The following is a 19,937-nucleotide window of genomic DNA, read 5'->3' on the forward strand; positions in this document are numbered from 1 at the left end:
CTTCACTCCGCGTGGCTCAGGACGTCATCGCAGCGCGCGCAGGTCGCGGGATGCGGATGGGTTCCGACATCGGGCAGGATCTTCCAGCAACGCTGGCATTTCTCGCCCTCGGCCAGTTCAAAGACAACGCCCACGCCCGCCACGTCGGTCAGCCGGAATGCCTCGCCCGGCGCGGGATCGGCTGTCAGGCTCAGGTCCGAGGTGATGCAGATATCGGCGAAATCGACCGATTTCAGCGCCTTCAGCACCTCGGCGTCCTCGACATGAACCACCGGCGCGGCCTCGAGGCTGGCCCCGATCACCTTGTCGGTCCGCTTGACCTCCAGCGCGGCGGTCACGACACGGCGGGTGCGGCGGATCGCCTCCCATTTCCGGGCCAGCGGCTCGTTCAGCCAATCGGCGGGCGTGACCGGGAAGTCGCGCAGATGCACCGATTCTTCCTCGCCGGGGAAGCGGCTCAGCCAGACATCTTCCATGGTGAAGGGCAGGATCGGGGCAAGCCAGGTCACCAGCCGATGGAACAGGATGTCCAGCACCGTCCGGGCCGAGCGGCGGCGCAGGCTGTCCGGCGCGTCGCAGTAAAGCGCGTCCTTGCGGATGTCGAAGTAGAAGCTCGACAGGTCCACGGTCGCGAACTGGAACACCGTCTGGAACACGCCCTGGAAGTCATAGGCGTCATAGCCCCGGCGCAGCTGGTGGTCGATCTGCGCCAGCCGGTGCAGCACCCATTGCTCCAGCTCGGGCATGTCCTCGACCGCGACCCGCTCGGCGTCCCTGAAACCGTCGAGGTTCCCCAGCACGAAGCGCAGCGTATTGCGCAGGCGGCGATAGCTGTCGGCGGTGCCCTTCAGGATCTCCTTCCCGATGCGCAGGTCGGCGGTATAGTCGGATTGCGCGACCCAGAGGCGCAGGATATCGGCGCCATATTCCTTGATCACATCAGCCGGGGCCACGGTATTGCCAAGCGACTTGGACATTTTCATGCCCTTCTCGTCCAGCGTGAAGCCGTGGGTCAGCACGCCCTTGTAGGGCGCGCGGCCCTTGGTGGCGCAGGCTTGCAGCAGCGAGGAATGGAACCAGCCGCGATGCTGGTCGGTGCCTTCCAGATACAGGTCCGCGATCCCGTCGGGCGAGCCATCGGCGCGGTCGCGGATCACGAAAGCATGGGTCGAGCCGGAATCGAACCAGACGTCCAGCACGTCCATGACCTGCTCGTAAGCCTCGGGATCGGCCACGCCTTCCAGCATCCGCGCCTTGAAATCGGCAAGATACCAGACATCTGCGCCCTCTTTCTCGAAAGCCTCGATGATACGGTCATTGACGCGCGGGTCGCGCAGCAGGAAATCGGCATCGTCCGGGCGCGCGCCCTTCTTCACGAAACAGGTCAGCGGCACGCCCCAGGCGCGCTGGCGCGAGAGAACCCAGTCAGGGCGGTTCTCGATCATCGAGAACAGGCGGTTGCGGCCGGTCTGCGGCGTCCAGCGCACCAGCTTGTCGATCGAGGCCAGCGCGCGGGTGCGGATCGTGTCGCCATATTCACCCATGCCGTCCTCGAGCTTCTTGTCGATGGCGGCGAACCATTGCGGGGTGTTGCGATAGATCAGCGGCGCTTTCGAGCGCCAGCTATGCGGATAGCTGTGCTTGATCTTGCCCTTGGCCAGCAGCGCGCCGGCATAGGCAAGCTGCTTGATGACGCTGACATTGGCCGGGCCTTCGGCGCCCTCGGGGGTCAGGATCGCCTGACCGCCAAACAGCGGCAGGTCGGCGCGATAGCTGCCATCCGGCTCGACATTATAGGTCATCGGCAGCCCGAACTTCAGGCCAAGCTGATAATCGTCATCGCCATGGCTGGGCGCGGTATGGACAAAGCCCGTCCCGGCATCCTCGGTGACATGATCGCCCGGCAGCAGCGGAACGTCGTAATCCCATTCGCCCTCGCCGCCCTCGACCCCGCGGAAGGGATGGGCCAGCACCACGCCCTCAAGCTCCGCGGCAGGAACGTCGCGCAACCGGGTGAAGCCCTCGACCTTCGCGGCTTTCATCACGGCTTCGGCCAGCGCATCGGCCAGCATCAGCTTTTCGCCAGTCTTCGCGGTCGAGTTTTCCGCCACCGCTCCGACCTCATATAGGCCATAGGCGATCGTCGGGTTATAGGCCACGGCCCGGTTCTGCGGGATGGTCCAGGGCGTCGTGGTCCAGATCACCACGCTCGCGTCTTTCATCGTTTCCCAAATACCCTGCGAGGCCTGCAAGGGGAACCGCACCCAGATCGTGTGGCTGGTATGGTCGTGATACTCGACCTCGGCCTCGGCCAGCGCGGTCTTTTCGACCGGCGACCACATCACCGGCTTCGAGCCCTGATACAGCGCGCCGTTCATCAGAAGCTTCATGAACTCGGCCGCGATCACCGCCTCGGCGTGATAGTTCATGGTGAGGTAGGGGTCTTCCCACTTGCCGATGATGCCGAGGCGCTTGAACTCCTCGCGCTGGGTCTCGACCCAGCCTTCGGCGAATTTGCGGCATTCCTGGCGGAACTCGACGACGTCGACGTCATCCTTGTTCTGCTGCTTCAGGCGATACTGTTCCTCGATCTTCCATTCGATCGGCAACCCGTGGCAATCCCAGCCCGGCACATAGCGCGCGTCGCGGCCCATCATCTGCTGGCTGCGGGTGATGAAGTCCTTCAGCACCTTGTTCAGCGCGTGGCCGATATGCAGATGGCCGTTCGCATAGGGCGGGCCGTCATGCAGGATGAAGGGGCTGCGGCCTTCCTTGCGGCGCAGGCGGTCATAGATGCCCATCCGCTCCCAGCGGTCCAGCCATTCCGGCTCGCGGCTGGGCAGGCCGGCGCGCATGGGGAAATCGGTCTGGGGCAGGAAAACGGTGTCGCGATAGTCGGGCGCGGTATCTGTAGTTTCGCTCATCTGGCGGGAATCCTTCGGTCACGGGGCAGGCGCGCTTAACCCGGCGGCGAGGAACCCCTACGCCGCCGGGCGGATAATTCGAAAGATCCGGCCCTCGATGAACATGCGCGCGGTTATAGGAAACGGGTGCGGCCCCTGCAAGCGCGACAAGCCGCCGCCTTGCGTCGCGCCGGCCCTCGACCCATATCGGCGGCATGATCCCTCCGCGCTTTCCCGTCACATCCGAGCAGATCGACCGCGTCGTCGCGGTCTTCTATGCCGCCATCCGCCGCCACGAAGTGCTTGGCCCGGTCTTCGCCGCGCATATCACCGACTGGCCCGCGCATGAGGCAAAGATCGCGGCCTTCTGGCGCAACGCGATCCTTTACGAGCGCAGCTATGACGGCAGCCCGATGCAGGCCCATCGGCGGGCCGGGAATGTCGAGCCAGCGCATTTCGCGATCTGGCTGATGCTCTTTGACGAAACGCTGCGGCGCACTCTGCCCGAGGAGACGGCAAAGGGCTGGTCGGCGCTTGCCCATCGCATCGGCGCGGGTCTGCGCATGGGGGTCGAGAACATGGCCCGGCGTGGCGGCGGACCTCCGGTCTTGCGCTGAGCGATCCGGCAACCTAAAACAAAACGGGAACAAACCGGAGGTTGCCATGAAGATCGACTATCTGGAATTCACCTCTCCCGACATCGCAGCGACCAAGGACTTCTTCGCCCGGGCCTTTGGCTGGGGGTTCAACGATTACGGTCCCGAATATCAGGAACTCGCCGATGCGGGGATCTCGGGCGGGATCGCCGCCGCGCCGCTTGCGCCGCCGCTGGTGATCCTGAAGGCGGATGACCTCGAAGCCGCGCTGGAGCGTGTGGCGGGGGCGGGGGCCAAAATCACGAAGCCGATCTTCGCCTTCCCCGGCGGCCGCCGCTTTCAGTTCCGCGAGCCGGGCGGGACCGAGATGGCGGTCTGGTCCGAACGCTAGTTGCGGGGCGGCCGCGCGCGATAGGTGGGCAGTTGCCAGCCAAGGGTCAGGCTGCCCACCCGCAAGCCCAGCACCACCACCGCGCAGGCGAGGAGGGCATAGGGCTGTGGACATCCCACCGCCATCAGCACCACGGTCGCGACCGCGCCGCCAAAGGCGGCGGTCACGTAAAGCTCGCCCTGTTTCAGCACCATGGGCAGTTCGTTGGCCACGACATCGCGCGCCATGCCGCCGAAGGTTCCGGTGATCACGCCCATCGCCACTGTGACTGCGGGATGGGCGCCCGCCTCGATCGCCACACCGACGCCTGCCGGCACCGCGACGGCCAAAGCCAGCGCGTCGAGCCAGAGCAGCAGCCAGTAACGGCTTTCAAAGAGGTGGGCGGTGAAAAACACCAGCGTCGCCGCCGCCGAAGTCAGGATCAAGAGCGAGGGGCGCCCGACCCAGAAGACCGGATCCTGGCCCAGAAGCAGGTCGCGCAGCGTGCCGCCGCCGATGCCGGTCAATGTGGCGAAGAAGATGAAGCCGACGAGATCGAGCTGCGCCCGGCTTGCGACCAGCGCCCCGGTCAGGGCAAAGATCAGGACGCTCGCATGGTCCAGAAGCTCGGTCAGCAGCTCTGGCGTCATCCAGCGGCTTTCTGGGGCTTGTAGGGCGCCATTCCGGCCCGCGCCAGTTCATCGGCGCGTTCGTTCTCGGGATGGCCGGCATGGCCCTTGATCCATTCCCAGCGCACCTGATGGCGTGCCTGCGCCGCGTCGAGACGCTGCCAAAGCTCGGCATTCTTCACCGGCTTGCGGTCCGCCGTGCGCCAGCCATTGCGCTTCCAGCCGTGGATCCACTGGGTCACGCCGTTCTTCACATAGGCGCTGTCGGTGGTCACGGTCAGGCTGGTGGGGCGGGTCAGAACCTCCAGCGCAGCGATGGCCGCCATCAGCTCCATGCGGTTATTGGTCGTCGCCGCCTCGCCGCCGGAAAGCTCGCGCTCCTTCAGGATGCTTTCGCCGTCCATCGCGCGCATCAGCACGCCCCAGCCCCCCGGCCCGGGATTGCCGCTGCACGCGCCGTCGGTCCATGCAAAAAGCTCGGTCATGCGCAAGACCGCCCCGCCGAACCCTCGCGCTTCATGCCTTGAGCTCCTTGTAGCCCGGCAAAGCCTTGACGCGGCCCAGCCAGGCATTGATCGCCGGGAAGCGCGTCATGTCGAAGCCGCCGTTTTCGCCCGCCGTATGGGTATAGCCGTAAAGGCTGATATCGGCGAGGCTCGGGGCATTGCCGACCAGCCATTCGCGGCCCGAGAGGTGGTTTTCCATGATCTGCAACAGGTCGTGCCCACGCTCCAGCAGTTCCGCCAGACGCTCGGGCGTGGCGAGGTGGCGGCGTTGCGGATAGAACAGCAGTGCGGCGCGCACGGCGATGACGCCCTCGTGCTGGTTCTGCTCCCAGAACATCCAGCCGAGCATCTGGGCGCGCTCATAAGGATCGGCGGGAACGAAGCCGCTGCCTTCGCCCAGCCAGTACAGGATGGCGTTCGACTCCGGCAGCAGGCGGCCGTCGTCCAGTTCCAGGACCGGAGCCTTGCCGAAAGGCAGGCGTCCTTCGGCCTTGGCCTGCGTCATCGCCTCGGTCTCGTATTCGACATCGACGGTCTCGCATGCCCGTCCCAGGAGCGAGAGCAGCAGCCGCACCTTGTAGCTGTTTCCCGAGGAAGGCATTGAATAAAGGCGCATTTGAGGTTCCGTCTGCGAAAGGGGTGGAGGGGCCGGGCAGCGCCGGCACGGGTTTCGGCGCCACTATAGGCGGGATGGTCAGGGGCGGCCAGCGGAAGCTGGCCGCGGGTCCGGCCCGATCAGGTCAGGCCGGTTTGCTAAGATAGGGGATCGTGCCCGCGACATCGGTGTCGTCGATCAGCCGGAAATGGCTTTCCGAGCCGTCCTGGCGCGCCTTGGCGAAGGGCGCGTATTCCGGGTCGCCGGCAAAGGCCTTCGCCGCCTCGCGCGAGGGGAACTGGATCAGCGCGATCAGGGTCTCATCCGTCTCAGGGCCTTCGAGCGTCTCGATCTTGCCGCTGCGCGACAGATAGCGGCCGCCATGCTTGGCGGCGATGTCATGGACCTTCGCGGCATAATCGGGGATCCACGCGTCGTCGGTGACTTTCACTTCGGCGATCAGAAATACGGGCATCCTGTTTATCCTCCCTCGCGCTGCCACCCGGAGGCGGGGGCAGTCCGCCGCCGCAGGATAGGGGGCGTCGCCCCCTTCCCGCAATGTCCCGATCCGACCAAAAGGGCAGGTTGGCGCAACTCTGGAGTGTCTGCTATCGTCAGGTCCGTGACCTGCCGCGTTGTTTTCGCAGTCGGAGTTGTTATTGATGAAAGCTGTTTCAGGGTCCAACAGGTTCTACCTCACGGCCATTCCGGTTCTGCTGCTGGGTCTTGCGCTGCTGGCGCTGACCTTTTTCGGCTTCATGGGGATCGGGCGCGGCGGTGGAAATTTCGCCTTCGACATGCGCTATCTCTATGTCGCGGGCGAAATGTGGGAGGGGTTCTCCTCGCCCTATGATGTCGGGGCCTTCAAGCAGAGTATGAAGTCGATCGCGAATATCGACTCGGTCAGCTATGCCTATCCGCCCAATTCCTCGCCGCTGGGGCTGCTGCTTTCGGCCGGGTCGCCCGATGCGGCGGCTCTCGTTATCGGCATCCTGAACCTCGCCGCCATCGCGTTCCTCGTCTATTTCATCGATGCCGCCGCGCGCCGCGTCCCCATGGGGGATGAGGCGACCTCGCGGGCGGTCGTGCTGGTCGCCTCGGCGGTGATGATCGGCAATCCCTTCACGGCGCATGTCGTCTGGATGGGGCAGACGACGCTGATCGCCGCGGCCTTCCTCTTCGGTTGCTGGCTGCTGGCCGACCGGAGGATGGACGTCCTCGCCGGGGTGCTGCTGGGGCTCAGCGCCTTCAAGCCGCAGCTGGTCTTTCTGGTCGGGGTCTGGTTCCTGCTGGACCGCCGCTGGCTGCTGCTGGCCACGGCGGCCGCCACGACCCTGCTGCTGTCGGTCTGGCCGGTGATCGCGAACGGGATCGACGGGTCATGGCTGGCCTGGCTGCACTCGCTCAGGGACTATCAGGGCGGCGCCTACAACACCCTTGCGTTCAAGCATGTGTTCGGGTTGCGCAGCACGCTGGCGTCCGTCGGGGTCATCCTTCCCTCGCTGCTGCCGCTGGCAATCGCCGTGGTCGCGGCGCTCTACTGGGGCAGGCGGCGATATGAGGGCATATGGCTCCTGAACGTGATCCTGATCGTGTCGAACCTGTTTCTTTACGCGCATGACTATGACGTCGCGCCGGTGGCGATCATGGCCTATCCGATGCTGATGGCCGCGCGGGGCAAGCCCCAATATCTGGCGCTGATCGTCTTTCTGGTCTGCGTCCTCTTCTTCCCGCAGCGCATATGGGAAAAGCTCGACATGGAACTGATGGCCCGGACGAGGGAGCTGAGCCTGCTTTGCCTGATGGGGCTGTTCCTGTTCCTGTGCCGGAAGCCCGCACCCGTGGCAACCGGCCTCCGGGTCTCGCCATCCTGACGGAGCCGCCGCCCTTCCCGTCGCGGCGCGCGCCTTTGTCAGCCGAGCGGCCAACAAGGCCTTGATCGCGGATGCGAAACCGGACCAGAGTCCGAGAGAGTTCCTGCGGCAATCGGCGCCTCCTGCGGGACGCTGAAGCAGGTCATCGGAGATGAGGTCATGGCCAATCTGGTTTTGCTGTCCTGGCCATTGGTCGTGATGATGCTGTTCTCGAAGCTGGATATCCAGAGGGCGCTGATCCTCTCGATTCTGGTGGGATATCTGATACTTCCGCCCCTGATCGCCTTCTATGTCCCGGGACTGCCGCCATTCGACAAGTCGACGCTGCCGACGGTGATGGCGGCGCTGCTCCTCGTGGGCAAGGGGCGGGAGGCCCGTCTTCGCGAGGTGCCGCCCTACGGCTTTGTCCTGCTGACGCTGATCATCATCTTCATCGGCTCTCCGCTGGTCTCGAACCTGCTGAACGGCAATGAACTGATCGACGGAAACGCGCATCGACCGGGCCTTACCGTCGTCAGCGGCGTCAAGGACATGATGAAGGCCTATGTGCAGATCCTGCCCTTCCTCTTGGGCTATCGCTATCTGGGCGATGCCCGCGGCGCGGAACTGACCTGCCGGTTGGTGGTGATGGCGATGCTGTGGTATTCGATCCTGATGCTGGCCGAGGTCAGGTTAAGCCCCCAGATGAATGTCTGGGTCTATGGCTTTTTCCAGCACGATTTCATCCAGACCATCCGCTATGGCGGCTTCCGCCCGATCGTCTTTCTCGAACACCCGCTATGGGTCGCCTCGCTGACGGCGACGGCCTTCATGTTCTCGATCGGGATTTTCCGCGCCAACCGGGATTCCCGCTCCAGAACGATCATGCTGTATCTGGGCTGGCTGCTCCTGATCTGCAAATCGGCGGGGGCCTTGCTGCTTTCGGCGCTGTTCATTCCTTTGCTGGGGTTCCTGCGGCCGCGGCTGGCACTTCTGGTCGCCTGCGCGCTGGTCGCCGCGGCGGTGGCCTATCCGATGCTGCGGTCAACGCCCCTGATGCCGGCCGAACGTATCGTCGAGATGGCGAAAAGCGTCTCGGAGGAGCGGGGCCGGTCGCTGGAATTCCGGCTGATGAACGAAGAGGATCTGCTTGTCCGCGCCATGGAAAAGCCGCTCTGGGGATGGGGCGGATCGGGGCGGTCGCTGATCATTGATCCTTTCGACGGTAAGGTGACGGTCATTCCCGACGGGCTTTGGGTCATCTATCTTGGGGCGCGGGGGATGATCGGCTATCTCGCGACTTTCCTGCTGCTCGCCTCGCCCGTGGTCCTTGCCTATCGTGCGGTGGCGCGCGCCGGCAAGGACATCGAGACCGAGCATTATCTGGTCGCGGCGATGGCCGTGGCAGTGGCGACCAACATTGTCGACCTGATCCCGAATGCGACCCTGACCCCGATCACCTGGCTTGTCGCGGGAACCGCCCTTGGAAATGCGCGGCGGCTGCTGGTATCCGGCCCCTCGCTTGTCCGGCGCGAGACGATCTCGCTTCCGCTGCCGCAGAGGGGGTTGAAGACCATCCTGTAGCGTCGTGATTCGGCATTCGAATCGTTGACGTTGCATTGATTCGGGGCGTAGACGGCAAATGCAGCAAGAGGGTGGGAAACCGGGCCAATGCCGGGGCGCGGCGACCTTCCTGCTTCAGGCGGACGGCGCCGGATTCTTGCGCGCAGGAGGGCAGGGAAGAAGGTCGCCGAAAACGCAAACGGCCCGTCAAGGACGGGCCGCTTGGTAATCACCGGATCGTCTGCTCAGAGCAGTTTCAGATCCGAAGCCGAGCTGCGGCCGTCGCGGCCCGACTGCAGTTCGTAGGCGATTTTCTGGTTGTCATTCAGGCCGGTAAGACCCGCACGTTCGACAGCCGAGATGTGCACGAACACATCCTTGCCGCCATCATCGGGTGCGATGAAGCCGTAGCCTTTGGTGGCATTAAACCATTTCACAGTGCCGGTAGCCATATACCGTCTCTCCTTCAGTTCTCCCGGGGCGAGATTGCGCCCGGGCCGTGCAGCCCTTTCCCGTAAGTCCGGCTGCCCCGTGAAGGGAGGCGGGTAGAAAGTCGTGCTCACGCGTCCGAGAGGATGAACGATTCCTTAAAAAACGCAAGCAATAAAGCGCCTAGCATTCTGATCACAGACCAGAATGCACGCGAAGCTAAACAAATTGTCGCTGATACTTGCCGGTGTCTCAGCGCAGGTCGGGAGGAGTGGCTTCCAGGCGAAGCGACTCAACCGCTTGGGTCAATTCGAGGCTTTCACTACCCTGTTTGTCGAGCCTGCGCAAAGATACGCTGCGCTCCTCAACCTCTTTCATGCCGATCGCCATGATGACCGGCACTTTGCCAAGGGAATGCTCGCGCACCTTGTAGTTGATCTTCTCGTTTCTGGTATCGGCTTCGGCGCGCAATCCGGCGGCGCGAAGAGCCTCGACGACCTCATGGACATAGTCATCCGCGCCCGAGACGATCGAGGCGACCACGACCTGACGCGGGGCGAGCCAGAGCGGCATCTTGCCCGAATAGTTCTCGATCAGGATGCCGATGAAACGCTCGAAGCTGCCCAGCACGGCGCGGTGCAGCATGACGGGCATGTGCTTGGCGCCGTCCTCGCCGACATATTCCGCCTCGAGGCGCTGGGGCAGGTTGAAGTCGCATTGGAACGTGCCGCATTGCCATTCGCGGCCGATCGCGTCGGTCAGCTTGAAGTCGAGCTTCGGGCCATAGAAGGCGCCGTCGCCGGGATTGACCTCATAGGGCAGGCCCAGATGCTCGATCGCGCCGGAAAGCGCGGCCTCGGCCTTGTCCCAGATTTCGTCGGAGCCGACGCGGACATCCGGCCGGGTCGAAAGCTTGATGTCGAATTTCGCGAAACCGAGATCCTTGTAGACCGAGGACAAGAGGCTGATGAAGCCCGCACATTCCGCCTCGATCTGGTTCTCGGTGCAGAAGATATGCGCGTCGTCCTGAACGAAGCCGCGCACCCGCATCAGCCCGTGCATCGAGCCCGAGGATTCGTAGCGGTGGCAGGAGCCGAACTCGGCCAGGCGCAGCGGCAGGTCGCGATAGGATTTCAGGCCCTGGTTGTAGACCTGGACATGGCAGGGGCAGTTCATCGGCTTCAGCGCATTGATGCGCTTTTCCTTTGCGCCTTCCTCGTCCACCTCGACGATGAACATGTTCTCGCGATAGGCTTCCCAATGGCCCGACTTCTCCCACAGGATGCGGTCGACGACCTGCGGGGTCTTGATCTCCTTGTAGCCGGCGCGGATCAGGCGGCGACGCATATAGGCCTCAAGCTCGCGATAGATCGTCCAGCCATTCGGGTGCCAGAAGACCATGCCCGGCGCTTCCTCCTGGAAGTGGAACAGCTCCATTTCCTTGCCCAGCTTGCGGTGGTCGCGCTTCGCGGCCTCCTCGAGCATGGTCATATGCGCCTTGAGGTCGTCGCGGTTCCTGAAGGCGACGCCGTAGATGCGTTGCAGCATCGGGCGCGTGCTGTCGCCCAGCCAATAGGCGCCCGCCACATGGGTCAGCCGGAACGCGTCGGCCGGAACCTGCCCGGTATTCTGCAGATGCGGGCCCCGGCACAGATCCTGCCAGTCGCCATGCCAATACATGCGGATCGGCTCGTCGCCCGGAATGCGATCGAGGAGTTCGACCTTGAAGGGCTCGTTCGCGGCTTCGTAATGGGCGCGGGCGCGGGCGCGGTCCCAGACCTCGGTGCGGACCGGGTCGCGGGCAGCGATGATCTGCTTCATCCGCGCCTCGATCTGGCCGAGGTCGTCGGGGGTGAAGGGCTCGGCGCGGTCGAAATCGTAGAACCAGCCCTGATCGCGGACCGGGCCGATGGTGACCTTCACGTCGGGCCAAAGTTCCTGAACGGCGCGGGCCATGATATGGGCGAGGTCGTGGCGGATCAGCTCCAGCGCGGGGTCGCGGTCCTTCATGGTGTTGATGGCGATCTTGCCCGAGCGCTCGATCGGCCAGGCCAGGTCGATATGCTGGCCGTCGAGATTGGCCGAGATCGCGTTCTTCGCGAGGCTTGGCGCGATCGAGGCCGCGACTTCGGCGGCGGTGATGCCGGCGGGATAGTCGCGCGAATTGCCATCGGGGAAGGTGAGGGAGATCTGGGACATGAAGTCCTCCTCGTCGGTTTGGCGCCCACGGAACGCCCGGTTGCGGGTTATGTCGCGCGGGTGTCGCGCGATTGCCGGGCGTTGTCAATGCGGTTAGGGAGAGGGGGGCTTTGCGCCTCCGTCGCGCGAGCGCGACTCCCCCCGCAGGGTATTTTGGGAAACGGTGAATGACTGAGTTTCTGGACGGGCCGCATGGGCAGCTGGCCTATCATCGGACCGAAGGGCAGGGGCCCGGCGTGGTGTTTCTGGGCGGATTCAGGTCCGACATGCAGGGCACCAAGGCGCTTTGGCTGGAGGATTGGGCGAAGGCGCGGGGGCGGGCCTTCCTGCGCTTCGACTATTCCGGGCATGGCGAGTCGGAGGGCGCCTTCGAGGACGGCAGCATTGGCGACTGGCTGGCCGACGCGACCGCCGCCATCACGGCGCTGACCGAGGGGCCGCAGGTGCTGGTCGGGTCGAGCATGGGCGGCTGGCTGAGCCTTCTGGTCGCGCGGAGCCTGCCGGGGCGAGTCGCGGGGCTTGTCACCATCGCGGCGGCGCCCGATTTCACCGAACGCGGGTTCTGGCCGGAATTCAGCGAGTCCGAGCGGGCGGAGCTGATGCGCGAGGGGCGGTTGCTGCGCCCGAGCGACTATGGCGAGCCTTATGTGATCACCCGGCGCCTGATCGAGGATGGGCGCGATCATCTGGTGCTGTCGCACCCGCTGGCGCTGCCCTTTCCGGCGCGGTTCCTGCAAGGGACTGCCGATGAGGACGTGCCCGTCGAATGGGCGACCGACCTCTTGGCCCATGCCGAGGGGGAGGACATGCGCCTTGTTCTGGTGAAGGGGGCGGATCACCGCTTTTCGACGCCCGACTGCCTCGATCTGGTCGGGGCGATGCTCGGCGAGGTGCTGGAGCGGGCCGCGGGCTGATCCCGCGACCCTCTCAATTTTCCGGTCAGATCGCGATCTTGCCGTCTTCCTCGTTCGGCGTCACGCGGCCGCAATCGACGGGTTGCGGGCCGTTGCGGCGGCGCTTGCCCCCGGGCTTCGCGCTGAGGTTTTCGTCGATGAAGTCCAGGACCAGCGGGCGGATGTTCAGCCGCCAGCTTTTCCCGGCGAAGATGCCGTAATGGCCGGCATTCGGCTCGAGATGCTGGGTCTTGCGTTCGGCCGGGACGCCGGTGCAGAGGTCCAGCGCCGCGACGCATTGGCCCGGCGCCGAGATGTCGTCATTCGCCCCCTCGACCGTCATGATCGCGACATCCTTGATCGCGCCCAGATCGACCTTGCGGCCGTTCACGGTGAAGGCGTTCCGCGCGATCTGGTTTTCCTTGAAGATGCGCTGGACGGTCGAGAGGTAGAATTCGGCCGTCATGTCCATGACCGCGAGATATTCGTCATAGAAAGTGTTGTGGCGGTCGCTGTCTGATGCCTCGCCCCGCGCCTCGGCGAAGATCTGGTCGACGAAGGCCTTGGCATGGGTATCGGCGTTCATCGCGATGAAGGAACTGAGCTGGGCCAGCCCCGGATAGACCATGCGCCCGGCGCCGCGATATTTGAAGCCGACCTGCTGGATCAGGAGATAGTCGAGTTCGCCCATCGTCATGCGGTTGCCGAAATCGGTGACTTCGGTGGCCTTGGCGTCGGGGTCGATCGGCCCGCCGATCAGGATCAGCGAGCTTGGCTGCAGCGCGGGCTCGTCCTCGGCAAGGATGGCGGTCGCGGCCAGCGCCAAGGGCGCGGGCTGGCAGACCGCGATCACGTTGGTTCCGGGGCCGAGATGGCGCAGGAAGTCGACGAGATATTGGGTATAATCCTCGATATCGAACTTGCCGGCGCTGACCGGGATGTCCCGCGCATTGTGCCAGTCCGTCACATAGACTTCGCAATCGGGCAGCAATGATGCGACCGTGCTTCGCACGAGGGTCGCATAATGGCCGGACATCGGGGCGACGAGGAGGACCTTGCGCGGCATCGGGTCGCGCCGCGCGACACGGAAATGCACCAGATCACCGAAATCACGCTTCAGCACCGGCTCGACATAGACGATGTGGTCCTGCCCGTCCTCGGACACGATCGGGGCCAGGCGCCAGCTGGGTTTGATGACCATGCGCGCGAAGCTGCGCTCGGTCACGCGGCCCCATGCGGACATCAGCTTGAACATCGGATTGGGCACCAGCGCGAAGGCGGGGTAGGAGCCGAGGGCGCGTGCGGTCGCCCCAAGCCATTCGTTGGTGTTACGGATCGTTTCCATCGCGTCGTAGGAAACAATTCCCTTCACGCCCTTGTAAGTCGCCATCCACTGAACCTGTATGATCGAGGCTTGCCGTGCAGGACACGGCTTTACCTGCGTTTCGGGACAGGCATAATGATTTTACGGTCAAGGAGGATTGTCAATTATGGCTGACAAGGACGACATTCAGGGCAAACCTCCGCGCAACAGGACTGCTTCGGGATCGGGCGCCCGCACGCGCGCCAGGAAACCGGGCGCGGCCAGCGAGACGAGCCAACCGGAGACGGTCTCGACCGCCGAAAAGCCTGCAAGAAAGCCGCGCGCTTCGTCGGGCGCTGCTGCCGCGAAGGCAGGTGCCGGCCGCAGTGCCGCGGCGACGAAAGCTCCGGCGGCCGCCCAGCCCGCGGCCGCGAAAACCGCCGCGAGACGGTCGGCTGCTGCCAAGGCCGCCCGGCCCGAGCCCACGAAGCCCGCAGCCGCGAAGGCCGAAGTGGCAAAGCCCAAGGCAGCGGCGGCGAAATCGAAGCCCGGCGTGCGCGGTGCCGGGGCGCGGGCGCGTAGCCCGGAACGCGCCGACACACGGACGACGACGCATCGAAAGCCGGGCCGGGCAAGCAAAACCGCCGAACTGTCGCCTGCCGATGCCGCGCCGCAGCCGCTCTCCTCTGCGGGGCCGGTTGCCGAGGCTGGGGCAAGAGGAGAGATTCCGCCGCAGGGTGAGCCGGCCACGGGCGCAGCGCCGTCGCCGCTGAGCGCGGAGTTCATGGAGGCTGCCTTCGGCGCCCAGAGCCGCCTGCCCGAGCAGCTTGCCCAGAATATCGAGCGAATCGAAAGCCTGACGCAGCGGCTGGTGAATGCCCTTGCCCTGCGCCGGCCCAAGAATCCGGGAGTCGAGGCGCCGGGGGCAGATCTGTTCACCACCGCCGCCGCCGCCTGGGTCAAGCTTGTGGCCGAGCAGCCCGAGCGCGTGCTGGGCCAGCAGGTCAGCTATTGGGGCGAGACATTACGCCATTTCGCCGAGGCGCAGGCGGCCCTTGCCAGCGGCACGCTGCGCGCTCCTCGTGACGAGGGGGAGAAGGATCGCCGCTTCGCCAACCCGCTTTGGGAAAGCCATCCCTTCTTCAACTTCATCAAGCGCCAGTATCAGATCAATGCCGAGGCGATGCGGCAGGCCGCGAGTGATCTGGACCTTTCCAGCATGACCGACCGCCGCCGCGTGGAATGGTTCACGCGCCAGATGATCGACATGATGTCGCCGACGAACTTCCTGGCCACCAATCCCGACGCGTTGGAGCGGGCCGTCGCGACCGAGGGCGAGAGCCTTGTGAAGGGTCTCGAGAACCTCGTCCGGGATGTCGAGCAGCACGGGGGCGAGATGATCGTCTCGCTGGCCGATCGCGACGCCTTCAGCGTGGGCGAGGATATCGGCACGACCGAGGGAACCGTGGTCGCCCGGACGCCGCTTTACGAGCTGATCCAGTACAAGCCGACCACCCAGCAGGTGCATGAGATCCCGCTGGTGATCTTTCCGCCATGGATCAACAAGTTCTACATCCTCGACCTGAAACCGCAGAACAGCCTGATCAAGTGGATCGTCGATCAGGGCTATACGCTTTTCGTGGTGGCCTGGAAGAACCCCGATCCCAGCTATGGCGAGACGGGGATGGATGATTACGTCTCCAGCTATCTGGAGGTCATGGACCGCGTTCTGGACCTGACCGACCAGCCCAAGCTGAACGTGGTCGGCTATTGCATCGCGGGCACCACGCTGGCACTGACACTGTCCCTGCTGAAGCAGCGGGGGGACGACCGCGTCAACTCGGCGACCTTCTTCACGACGCTGACCGATTTCTCGGATCAGGGAGAGTTCACCGCTTTCCTGCAGGAGGATTTCGTCTCGGGGATCGAGCAGGAGGCGGCGAGGACGGGCGTGCTGAGTTCGCAGCTGATGACGCGGACATTCAGCTTCCTGCGCGCCAATGACCTGATCTGGGGCCCGGCGATCCGCAGCTATATGATGGGCGAGCGGCCGCCGGCCTTCGACCTGCTGTTCTGGAACGGCGACGGCACCAACCTGCCGCGCCGGATGGCGCTGGAATATCTGCGCGGCCTCTGCCAGCAGAACCGCTTCGTCACGGATGGGTTCGAGCTTTTCGGCCATACCCTGAACGTGAAGGAGGTGACCGTGCCGCTTTGCGCCATCGCCTGCGAGAGCGATCACATCGCTCCGGCGCGGGACAGCTGGCGTGGCGTCTCGCTGATGGGCGCGGCCGACAAGACCTTCATCCTGTCGCAATCGGGCCATATCGCCGGAATCATCAACCCGCCCGGCAAGAAGAAATACGGCCATTACGTTTCGGATGGCGGTTTCGCCCGCGGCTATGAGGGCTGGCGCGATCAGTCGAGCTTCTGCGAGGGGAGCTGGTGGCCGACCTGGGGCGACTGGCTCGGCCCGCGCGCGGGCGGTCTTGTCCCGGCACGCGACCCGGGCGAGGGCTTCGGTCCGGCGCCGGGCCAATATGTGCATGAAAGGGCGTAGGAAGTTTATTGCTGCGATGCAGCGAAATATGTTGAAATGCTGCGCTGCAGCATTTATATTCGGTCAGGTAGATGGCTAACGGGCGCCCGGTATCTCATGCGCCGCATAACGGAGACGGAAAATGGTCAAGACCCCTGACTTCACCAAGACCCTGCAAGAGATGATGGCGAAATTCCCGGTGGATACCTCGTCCTTCCAGGACGCTTTCAAATCGCAGACCGCGCTGGGCGAGAAGATGGCCAAGGTCGCGCTGGCCGCTGCCGAGCGCTCGACCGAGATTTCGTCCCAATGGGCCAAGGACACCATCGCCCGCATGGGCGAGCTGACCAGCTCGAAGGAAGAGCCGTCGGAATATGCCAAGGCTGTCAGCGACTTCGCGACCGCCGCGGCCGAGATGGCTGCCGAGCACATGGCCGCCTTCGCCGAGGTTGCCAAGAAAGTGCAGATGGACACCGTCGATCTGATGCTGACCGCCGGCAAGGACATTGCCGCCGAGACCCAGAAGGTCGCCGAGACCGCTGCGCGTGAAACTCAGGCTGCCGTGAAAAAAGCCGGGATCGTGCCGCCGGCCCCCGCCAAGGCCTGATCTTCGGATCGACATGAGCGGGGCGGAGCGTCCGCCCGGCTCTTGCCTGTCATGGAATCGCCCCGGGTTTTCCCGCGGGCGATTTTCTTTGCATTTGTCCGACTGTTTTCCCATCATGCTGCAAATGCATTGCCGGAGGGTTCATGGCCGAGCTTGACAATAACTCGCCCCTTTTGATCAAGCGCTACGCCAGCCGACGTCTCTACAACACCGAGACCAGCGACTACGTCACGCTTGAGGATATTGCGGGCTTCATCCGTGCCGGACGGCAGGTCCAGATCGTCGACCTGAAAAGCGGCGACGACCTGACGCGGCAATATCTCCTCCAGATCATCGCCGAGCACGAGAGCCGGGGCGAGAACGTGTTGCCGATCGAGGTGCTGACCGACCTCGTGCGCAGCTATACGACGCAGGCGCAATCGGTCGTGCCGCAATTTCTTGCAGCAAGCTTCGAGATGCTGCGCGAGGGACAGTCGAAGATCATGGAGAACATGGCGACATTCCCGAACCCGATGTCGTCGATGCCGGGTTTCGAGGCTCTCCAGCGTCAGCAGCAATTGTTCCTGAAGGCGCTGACCGCCGGCTGGGCAACGGGCGGCAGCAGCGGACCCGAAGCCGATGAGGACGACCCGGCCGCCCCGCGCCGCGCCGGTTTTCGCAACTCTGCCGAGGGCGAGGACATGGACGAGATCCGCCGCCAGCTTGCCGAGCTTCAGAAGCGAATTTCAAAGCTGTGACGGCTTGCACCGGTCCCTAGATCACGCTAGACGGACCGCCACGGACAGTTGGCCGAGTGGTCGAAGGCGCACGCCTGGAAAGTGTGTAGGCGGGGAACCGTCTCGAGGGTTCGAATCCCTCACTGTCCGCCATCAATCTTTAGCGGTATAATTCAGCAGGTTAAGGCAGGTTCCTGACCTCTGCCGTGACAGCTTTCCGATGTTCATTTGCGACGGTCCTTCCAAAATTCGCGGATCGGCCGGCGGCGCCCTTTCCTTCGTTTCCATTCGTCCTTACCGTCGCCGGTGGAAAGCCTCTCACGCGAAAAGGGACGGAACATGAAGCTCGTACTGACCATCGGCGGCAGCCTCGCGCTCCTGGCGGCCTGCGCGGCCCAGGACAGATATGGTGAGGTCATTGCGCGGTCGGTCCCACCAAGCGAAGCCTTGAAGGCCGAGATCGTCAAAGGGGCAGAACAGCTGATCTATGATCCGACGTCGATCCGAAAGGCCGAGATCTCGAATGTCGCCACCTTCTCGGACGGGCTGCAGGGGGTCTGCGTCCGGGCTGACAGCAAGAACGTCTCGGGCCGCTATATCGGCGTGCGCAGCATCGGCATCCCGATCCGGGACGGCAAGCTGGCGGGCGGAACGCTGGACCATCCCATCTGCAACCGCGACGACGTGCCCTGGCGCGCCTTCCCCGAGCTTGAGCTGGGCCGAAAGGCCGGCTGACCGTTCGGCCCCAGCGCCCGGAAAAGCCTGAGGACGTTCATTGCCTGCGCGAGATCCGGGCGATGATGTCGAGGCGGACGACATCGCCCACGGTGTCCGACCATCCCGACGCGCCAAAGGCGCTGCGGTGGATCGCGCCGGTCAGGTGGATGCGCAGGTGATCGAGGCTTTCGGGATCGGTCTGCTGGCTGCGCGAAAGCGCGCCTTCCAGCTTTAACGGCCGCGTCATGCCGCGGATCGTCAGATCCCCGATAACCTGCACTCCGCTTCCGCGACGCGTGACCGAGGTGCTGCGGAACTCGATCGTCGGATAATGTCCCGTGTCGAGGATCCCCGGACCCTTCATCGCCACCGCCGCGAAGGGCGAGTTTGCCTTGGCGGATGCCGCATTCAGGACCACGCTGATGCTGCTTTGCGAAACCCGATCGAGGTCGAGGCGCAGCCTCGCATCGGTGACGGGGATCGACCCGGTGATCCGGCCCGCGCCGGAATCGGCCGAGAACGCGACCTGCGACGTTCCGTCCAGTTCATAAAGCCATTTCGACGCAGCCGCCGGGCTGGCGGCCAGCATCCCGACCAGCAGCCATGCAAGTAGGCGGACCGGCGGTTTCATCTCCTCCTCCCTCGATGCCGGGGCCGGTCATGGCGAGGGATCGTCCGCCTCCGGCGCGCTGTGCGCGAGGGCAGGGGGTCCAACTGCGTCTCAGCCACGCCCTGGTTCAATTTCGATCCGATTATAGCACCGCGCCGCCTGAAACCGCGTGGAATTCGGGGCGGCGCAAGGCCAGTTGACGGGAGAGTGAATTGTCGCCCTCACTCTGCCGCGGGGGCACCGACCGCCTCGACCCGCGAGATGTCGTGCATATACCCGCGGATCGTGCGGTCCGAGGAAAGGAATCGGCTCGCCCTATGTTCACACCTCCCCCCTCTAAGATCACGCTCTCCATGTCCGCGACCAGCACTGGGACAAAAATGGGCAGGGTCAGGATGGCCGATCCGCCCGGGCTGCGCTTCTGGCCCGAGGGCAGGGATCGGGACGGCCTGCGCTCCCATGCATCTCGAGGAGGGAGTGCTGCCGTCTGGCTCGAAGGTGAAAACCTGTCGCTCGTGCCGCATGACCCCGGCACGGGATTCGGGTGACTCGCCGATTCTTCGGCGGCAGTGATCGGGAAAAGGCCAGCATATGCTGGGCGAAGCGCTACGGACGGCCGGGAAAGCCTTCTGCCCAGCCCTGGTCCCGTCGGGAGGCGAGTCGGACCGGCATGGGGCAATCTCCTATAATTATATTGTAAAATCAGTTAGTTAAAGAATAATTCGCATTTCCTTCATTTTTGCACTTGCGGGTGGTGGTGGTGATCCGTAAATACCGCCTCACCGAAACGGCGAGACGCTGAGACGGGACGGAGCGAGGCGTTGGTGACGGCGGTTGGTTCTGGGAAAATTCGGGAATGAGATGGCTTGGACGGCGCCACGAAGGAAATGGCGCGGTTTGGGTTGTTTT

At 64.3% G+C, this 19,937-nt stretch carries 19 protein-coding genes and 1 tRNA gene; 10 read left to right on the forward strand and 10 right to left on the reverse strand.

Features of this window, described 5'->3' with window-relative positions; genetic code table 11:
- Positions 1–2: 2 nt before the first annotated feature.
- Complete coding sequence (gene ileS, locus VNQ78_RS08435) at positions 3–2,924, reverse strand: isoleucine--tRNA ligase (RefSeq protein ID WP_325688622.1); 2,922 nt, start codon at positions 2,922–2,924, stop codon at positions 3–5.
- A 194-nt stretch (positions 2,925–3,118) separates the two neighbouring features.
- Here ileS and VNQ78_RS08440 point away from each other — a divergent pair, with 194 nt between their 5' ends.
- Together VNQ78_RS08440 and VNQ78_RS08445 are read left to right on the forward strand one after the other, a co-directional pair.
- Positions 3,119–3,520, forward strand: a complete 402-nt coding sequence (locus tag VNQ78_RS08440) for a group III truncated hemoglobin (protein ID WP_325688624.1) — start codon at positions 3,119–3,121, stop codon at positions 3,518–3,520.
- A 46-nt stretch (positions 3,521–3,566) separates the two neighbouring features.
- On the forward strand, positions 3,567–3,890 hold the full coding sequence (locus tag VNQ78_RS08445; RefSeq protein WP_325688625.1) for a VOC family protein: 324 nt from the start codon (positions 3,567–3,569) through the stop codon (positions 3,888–3,890).
- On the opposite strand, the gene VNQ78_RS08450 is transcribed toward VNQ78_RS08445, so the two are convergent.
- The 4 genes from VNQ78_RS08450 to VNQ78_RS08465 form a co-directional block, all read right to left on the reverse strand.
- Complete coding sequence (locus tag VNQ78_RS08450; protein ID WP_325688627.1) at positions 3,887–4,519, reverse strand: trimeric intracellular cation channel family protein; 633 nt, start codon at positions 4,517–4,519, stop codon at positions 3,887–3,889. The two genes, VNQ78_RS08445 and VNQ78_RS08450, sit on opposite strands and share 4 nt — an antisense overlap.
- Entirely contained in the window at positions 4,516–4,983 is a 468-nt protein-coding gene (gene rnhA, locus VNQ78_RS08455) for a ribonuclease HI (protein ID WP_325688629.1), read from the reverse strand. The genes VNQ78_RS08450 and rnhA overlap by 4 nt, the downstream gene beginning before the upstream one ends.
- 31 nt (positions 4,984–5,014) lie before the next feature.
- The gene (locus VNQ78_RS08460; RefSeq protein ID WP_325688631.1) at positions 5,015–5,620 is read right to left on the reverse strand and encodes a glutathione S-transferase family protein; all 606 of its coding nucleotides are present in this window, start codon (positions 5,618–5,620) and stop codon (positions 5,015–5,017) included.
- Between the two features lie 124 nt (positions 5,621–5,744).
- Complete coding sequence (locus tag VNQ78_RS08465; RefSeq protein ID WP_325688632.1) at positions 5,745–6,074, reverse strand: DUF1330 domain-containing protein; 330 nt, start codon at positions 6,072–6,074, stop codon at positions 5,745–5,747.
- A gap of 187 nt (positions 6,075–6,261) precedes the next feature.
- Between VNQ78_RS08465 and VNQ78_RS08470 the strand changes: the two genes are divergently transcribed.
- Entirely contained in the window at positions 6,262–7,473 is a 1,212-nt protein-coding gene (locus tag VNQ78_RS08470; protein ID WP_325688634.1) for a glycosyltransferase family 87 protein, read from the forward strand.
- A 159-nt stretch (positions 7,474–7,632) separates the two neighbouring features.
- Entirely contained in the window at positions 7,633–9,036 is a 1,404-nt protein-coding gene (locus tag VNQ78_RS08475; RefSeq protein WP_325688636.1) for a hypothetical protein, read from the forward strand.
- Positions 9,037–9,260: 224 nt separating this feature from the next.
- On the opposite strand, the gene VNQ78_RS08480 is transcribed toward VNQ78_RS08475, so the two are convergent.
- Positions 9,261–9,467, reverse strand: coding sequence for a cold-shock protein (locus VNQ78_RS08480; protein WP_011747293.1), 207 nt, complete (start codon positions 9,465–9,467; stop codon positions 9,261–9,263).
- 229 nt (positions 9,468–9,696) lie between these two features.
- Positions 9,697–11,643, reverse strand: a complete 1,947-nt coding sequence (thrS, locus tag VNQ78_RS08485; protein WP_325688638.1) for a threonine--tRNA ligase — start codon at positions 11,641–11,643, stop codon at positions 9,697–9,699.
- A 167-nt stretch (positions 11,644–11,810) separates the two neighbouring features.
- Between thrS and VNQ78_RS08490 the strand changes: the two genes are divergently transcribed.
- Positions 11,811–12,557, forward strand: coding sequence for an alpha/beta hydrolase (locus VNQ78_RS08490; protein ID WP_325688640.1), 747 nt, complete (start codon positions 11,811–11,813; stop codon positions 12,555–12,557).
- A 25-nt stretch (positions 12,558–12,582) separates the two neighbouring features.
- Here VNQ78_RS08490 and phaZ read toward each other — a convergent pair whose 3' ends face one another.
- Together phaZ and VNQ78_RS08500 are read right to left on the reverse strand one after the other, a co-directional pair.
- Positions 12,583–13,908 carry a polyhydroxyalkanoate depolymerase gene (gene phaZ, locus VNQ78_RS08495; protein WP_325688656.1) on the reverse strand — a complete coding sequence of 442 codons (1,326 nt, stop codon included), beginning with the start codon at positions 13,906–13,908 and terminating at the stop codon, positions 12,583–12,585.
- A gap of 138 nt (positions 13,909–14,046) precedes the next feature.
- Positions 14,047–14,625, reverse strand: a complete 579-nt coding sequence (locus VNQ78_RS08500; RefSeq protein WP_325688642.1) for a hypothetical protein — start codon at positions 14,623–14,625, stop codon at positions 14,047–14,049.
- On the opposite strand from VNQ78_RS08500, the gene VNQ78_RS08505 reads away from it, so the two are divergent.
- From VNQ78_RS08505 to VNQ78_RS08525, 5 genes are all read left to right on the forward strand, one after another.
- Positions 14,624–16,399 carry a class I poly(R)-hydroxyalkanoic acid synthase gene (locus tag VNQ78_RS08505; protein ID WP_325688644.1) on the forward strand — a complete coding sequence of 592 codons (1,776 nt, stop codon included), beginning with the start codon at positions 14,624–14,626 and terminating at the stop codon, positions 16,397–16,399. The two genes, VNQ78_RS08500 and VNQ78_RS08505, sit on opposite strands and share 2 nt — an antisense overlap.
- Positions 16,400–16,520: 121 nt before the next feature.
- Entirely contained in the window at positions 16,521–16,985 is a 465-nt protein-coding gene (locus VNQ78_RS08510) for a phasin family protein (RefSeq protein WP_325688646.1), read from the forward strand.
- 143 nt (positions 16,986–17,128) lie between these two features.
- Positions 17,129–17,722, forward strand: a complete 594-nt coding sequence (gene phaR, locus VNQ78_RS08515) for a polyhydroxyalkanoate synthesis repressor PhaR (protein WP_325688648.1) — start codon at positions 17,129–17,131, stop codon at positions 17,720–17,722.
- A 42-nt stretch (positions 17,723–17,764) separates the two neighbouring features.
- Positions 17,765–17,854 (forward strand) — tRNA-Ser (locus VNQ78_RS08520).
- Between the two features lie 186 nt (positions 17,855–18,040).
- Positions 18,041–18,436, forward strand: a complete 396-nt coding sequence (locus tag VNQ78_RS08525) for a hypothetical protein (RefSeq protein ID WP_325688650.1) — start codon at positions 18,041–18,043, stop codon at positions 18,434–18,436.
- Positions 18,437–18,473: 37 nt separating this feature from the next.
- Here the strand turns inward: VNQ78_RS08525 and VNQ78_RS08530 are convergent, their stop codons facing one another.
- Positions 18,474–19,049: a YceI family protein gene (locus VNQ78_RS08530; RefSeq protein ID WP_325688652.1), complete on the reverse strand. Its 576-nt coding sequence runs from the start codon at positions 19,047–19,049 to the stop codon at positions 18,474–18,476.
- Between the last annotated feature and the right edge of the window lie 888 nt (positions 19,050–19,937).

This window comes from Paracoccus sp. (in: a-proteobacteria), assembly GCF_035556475.1.
GTDB lineage: Bacteria > Pseudomonadota > Alphaproteobacteria > Rhodobacterales > Rhodobacteraceae > Paracoccus.

What these genes read in the sequence shown, in the direction of transcription:
- thrS (WP_325688638.1), bottom strand. Translation starts at nt 11,643, where the DNA reads ATGTCCCAGATCTCCCTCACCTTCCCCGATGGCAATTCGCGCGACTAT.
- VNQ78_RS08470 (WP_325688634.1), top strand. Translation starts at nt 6,262, where the DNA reads ATGAAAGCTGTTTCAGGGTCCAACAGGTTCTACCTCACGGCCATTCCG.
- VNQ78_RS08480 (WP_011747293.1), bottom strand. Translation starts at nt 9,467, where the DNA reads ATGGCTACCGGCACTGTGAAATGGTTTAATGCCACCAAAGGCTACGGC.
- VNQ78_RS08505 (WP_325688644.1), top strand. Translation starts at nt 14,624, where the DNA reads ATGGAGGCTGCCTTCGGCGCCCAGAGCCGCCTGCCCGAGCAGCTTGCC.
- VNQ78_RS08445 (WP_325688625.1), top strand. Translation starts at nt 3,567, where the DNA reads ATGAAGATCGACTATCTGGAATTCACCTCTCCCGACATCGCAGCGACC.
- VNQ78_RS08530 (WP_325688652.1), bottom strand. Translation starts at nt 19,049, where the DNA reads ATGAAACCGCCGGTCCGCCTACTTGCATGGCTGCTGGTCGGGATGCTG.
- VNQ78_RS08450 (WP_325688627.1), bottom strand. Translation starts at nt 4,519, where the DNA reads ATGACGCCAGAGCTGCTGACCGAGCTTCTGGACCATGCGAGCGTCCTG.
- VNQ78_RS08460 (WP_325688631.1), bottom strand. Translation starts at nt 5,620, where the DNA reads ATGCGCCTTTATTCAATGCCTTCCTCGGGAAACAGCTACAAGGTGCGG.
- VNQ78_RS08475 (WP_325688636.1), top strand. Translation starts at nt 7,633, where the DNA reads ATGGCCAATCTGGTTTTGCTGTCCTGGCCATTGGTCGTGATGATGCTG.
- VNQ78_RS08510 (WP_325688646.1), top strand. Translation starts at nt 16,521, where the DNA reads ATGGTCAAGACCCCTGACTTCACCAAGACCCTGCAAGAGATGATGGCG.
- ileS (WP_325688622.1), bottom strand. Translation starts at nt 2,924, where the DNA reads ATGAGCGAAACTACAGATACCGCGCCCGACTATCGCGACACCGTTTTC.
- VNQ78_RS08465 (WP_325688632.1), bottom strand. Translation starts at nt 6,074, where the DNA reads ATGCCCGTATTTCTGATCGCCGAAGTGAAAGTCACCGACGACGCGTGG.
- VNQ78_RS08500 (WP_325688642.1), bottom strand. Translation starts at nt 14,625, where the DNA reads ATGAACTCCGCGCTCAGCGGCGACGGCGCTGCGCCCGTGGCCGGCTCA.
- VNQ78_RS08490 (WP_325688640.1), top strand. Translation starts at nt 11,811, where the DNA reads ATGACTGAGTTTCTGGACGGGCCGCATGGGCAGCTGGCCTATCATCGG.
- phaR (WP_325688648.1), top strand. Translation starts at nt 17,129, where the DNA reads ATGGCCGAGCTTGACAATAACTCGCCCCTTTTGATCAAGCGCTACGCC.
- rnhA (WP_325688629.1), bottom strand. Translation starts at nt 4,983, where the DNA reads ATGACCGAGCTTTTTGCATGGACCGACGGCGCGTGCAGCGGCAATCCC.
- VNQ78_RS08525 (WP_325688650.1), top strand. Translation starts at nt 18,041, where the DNA reads ATGAAGCTCGTACTGACCATCGGCGGCAGCCTCGCGCTCCTGGCGGCC.
- VNQ78_RS08440 (WP_325688624.1), top strand. Translation starts at nt 3,119, where the DNA reads ATGATCCCTCCGCGCTTTCCCGTCACATCCGAGCAGATCGACCGCGTC.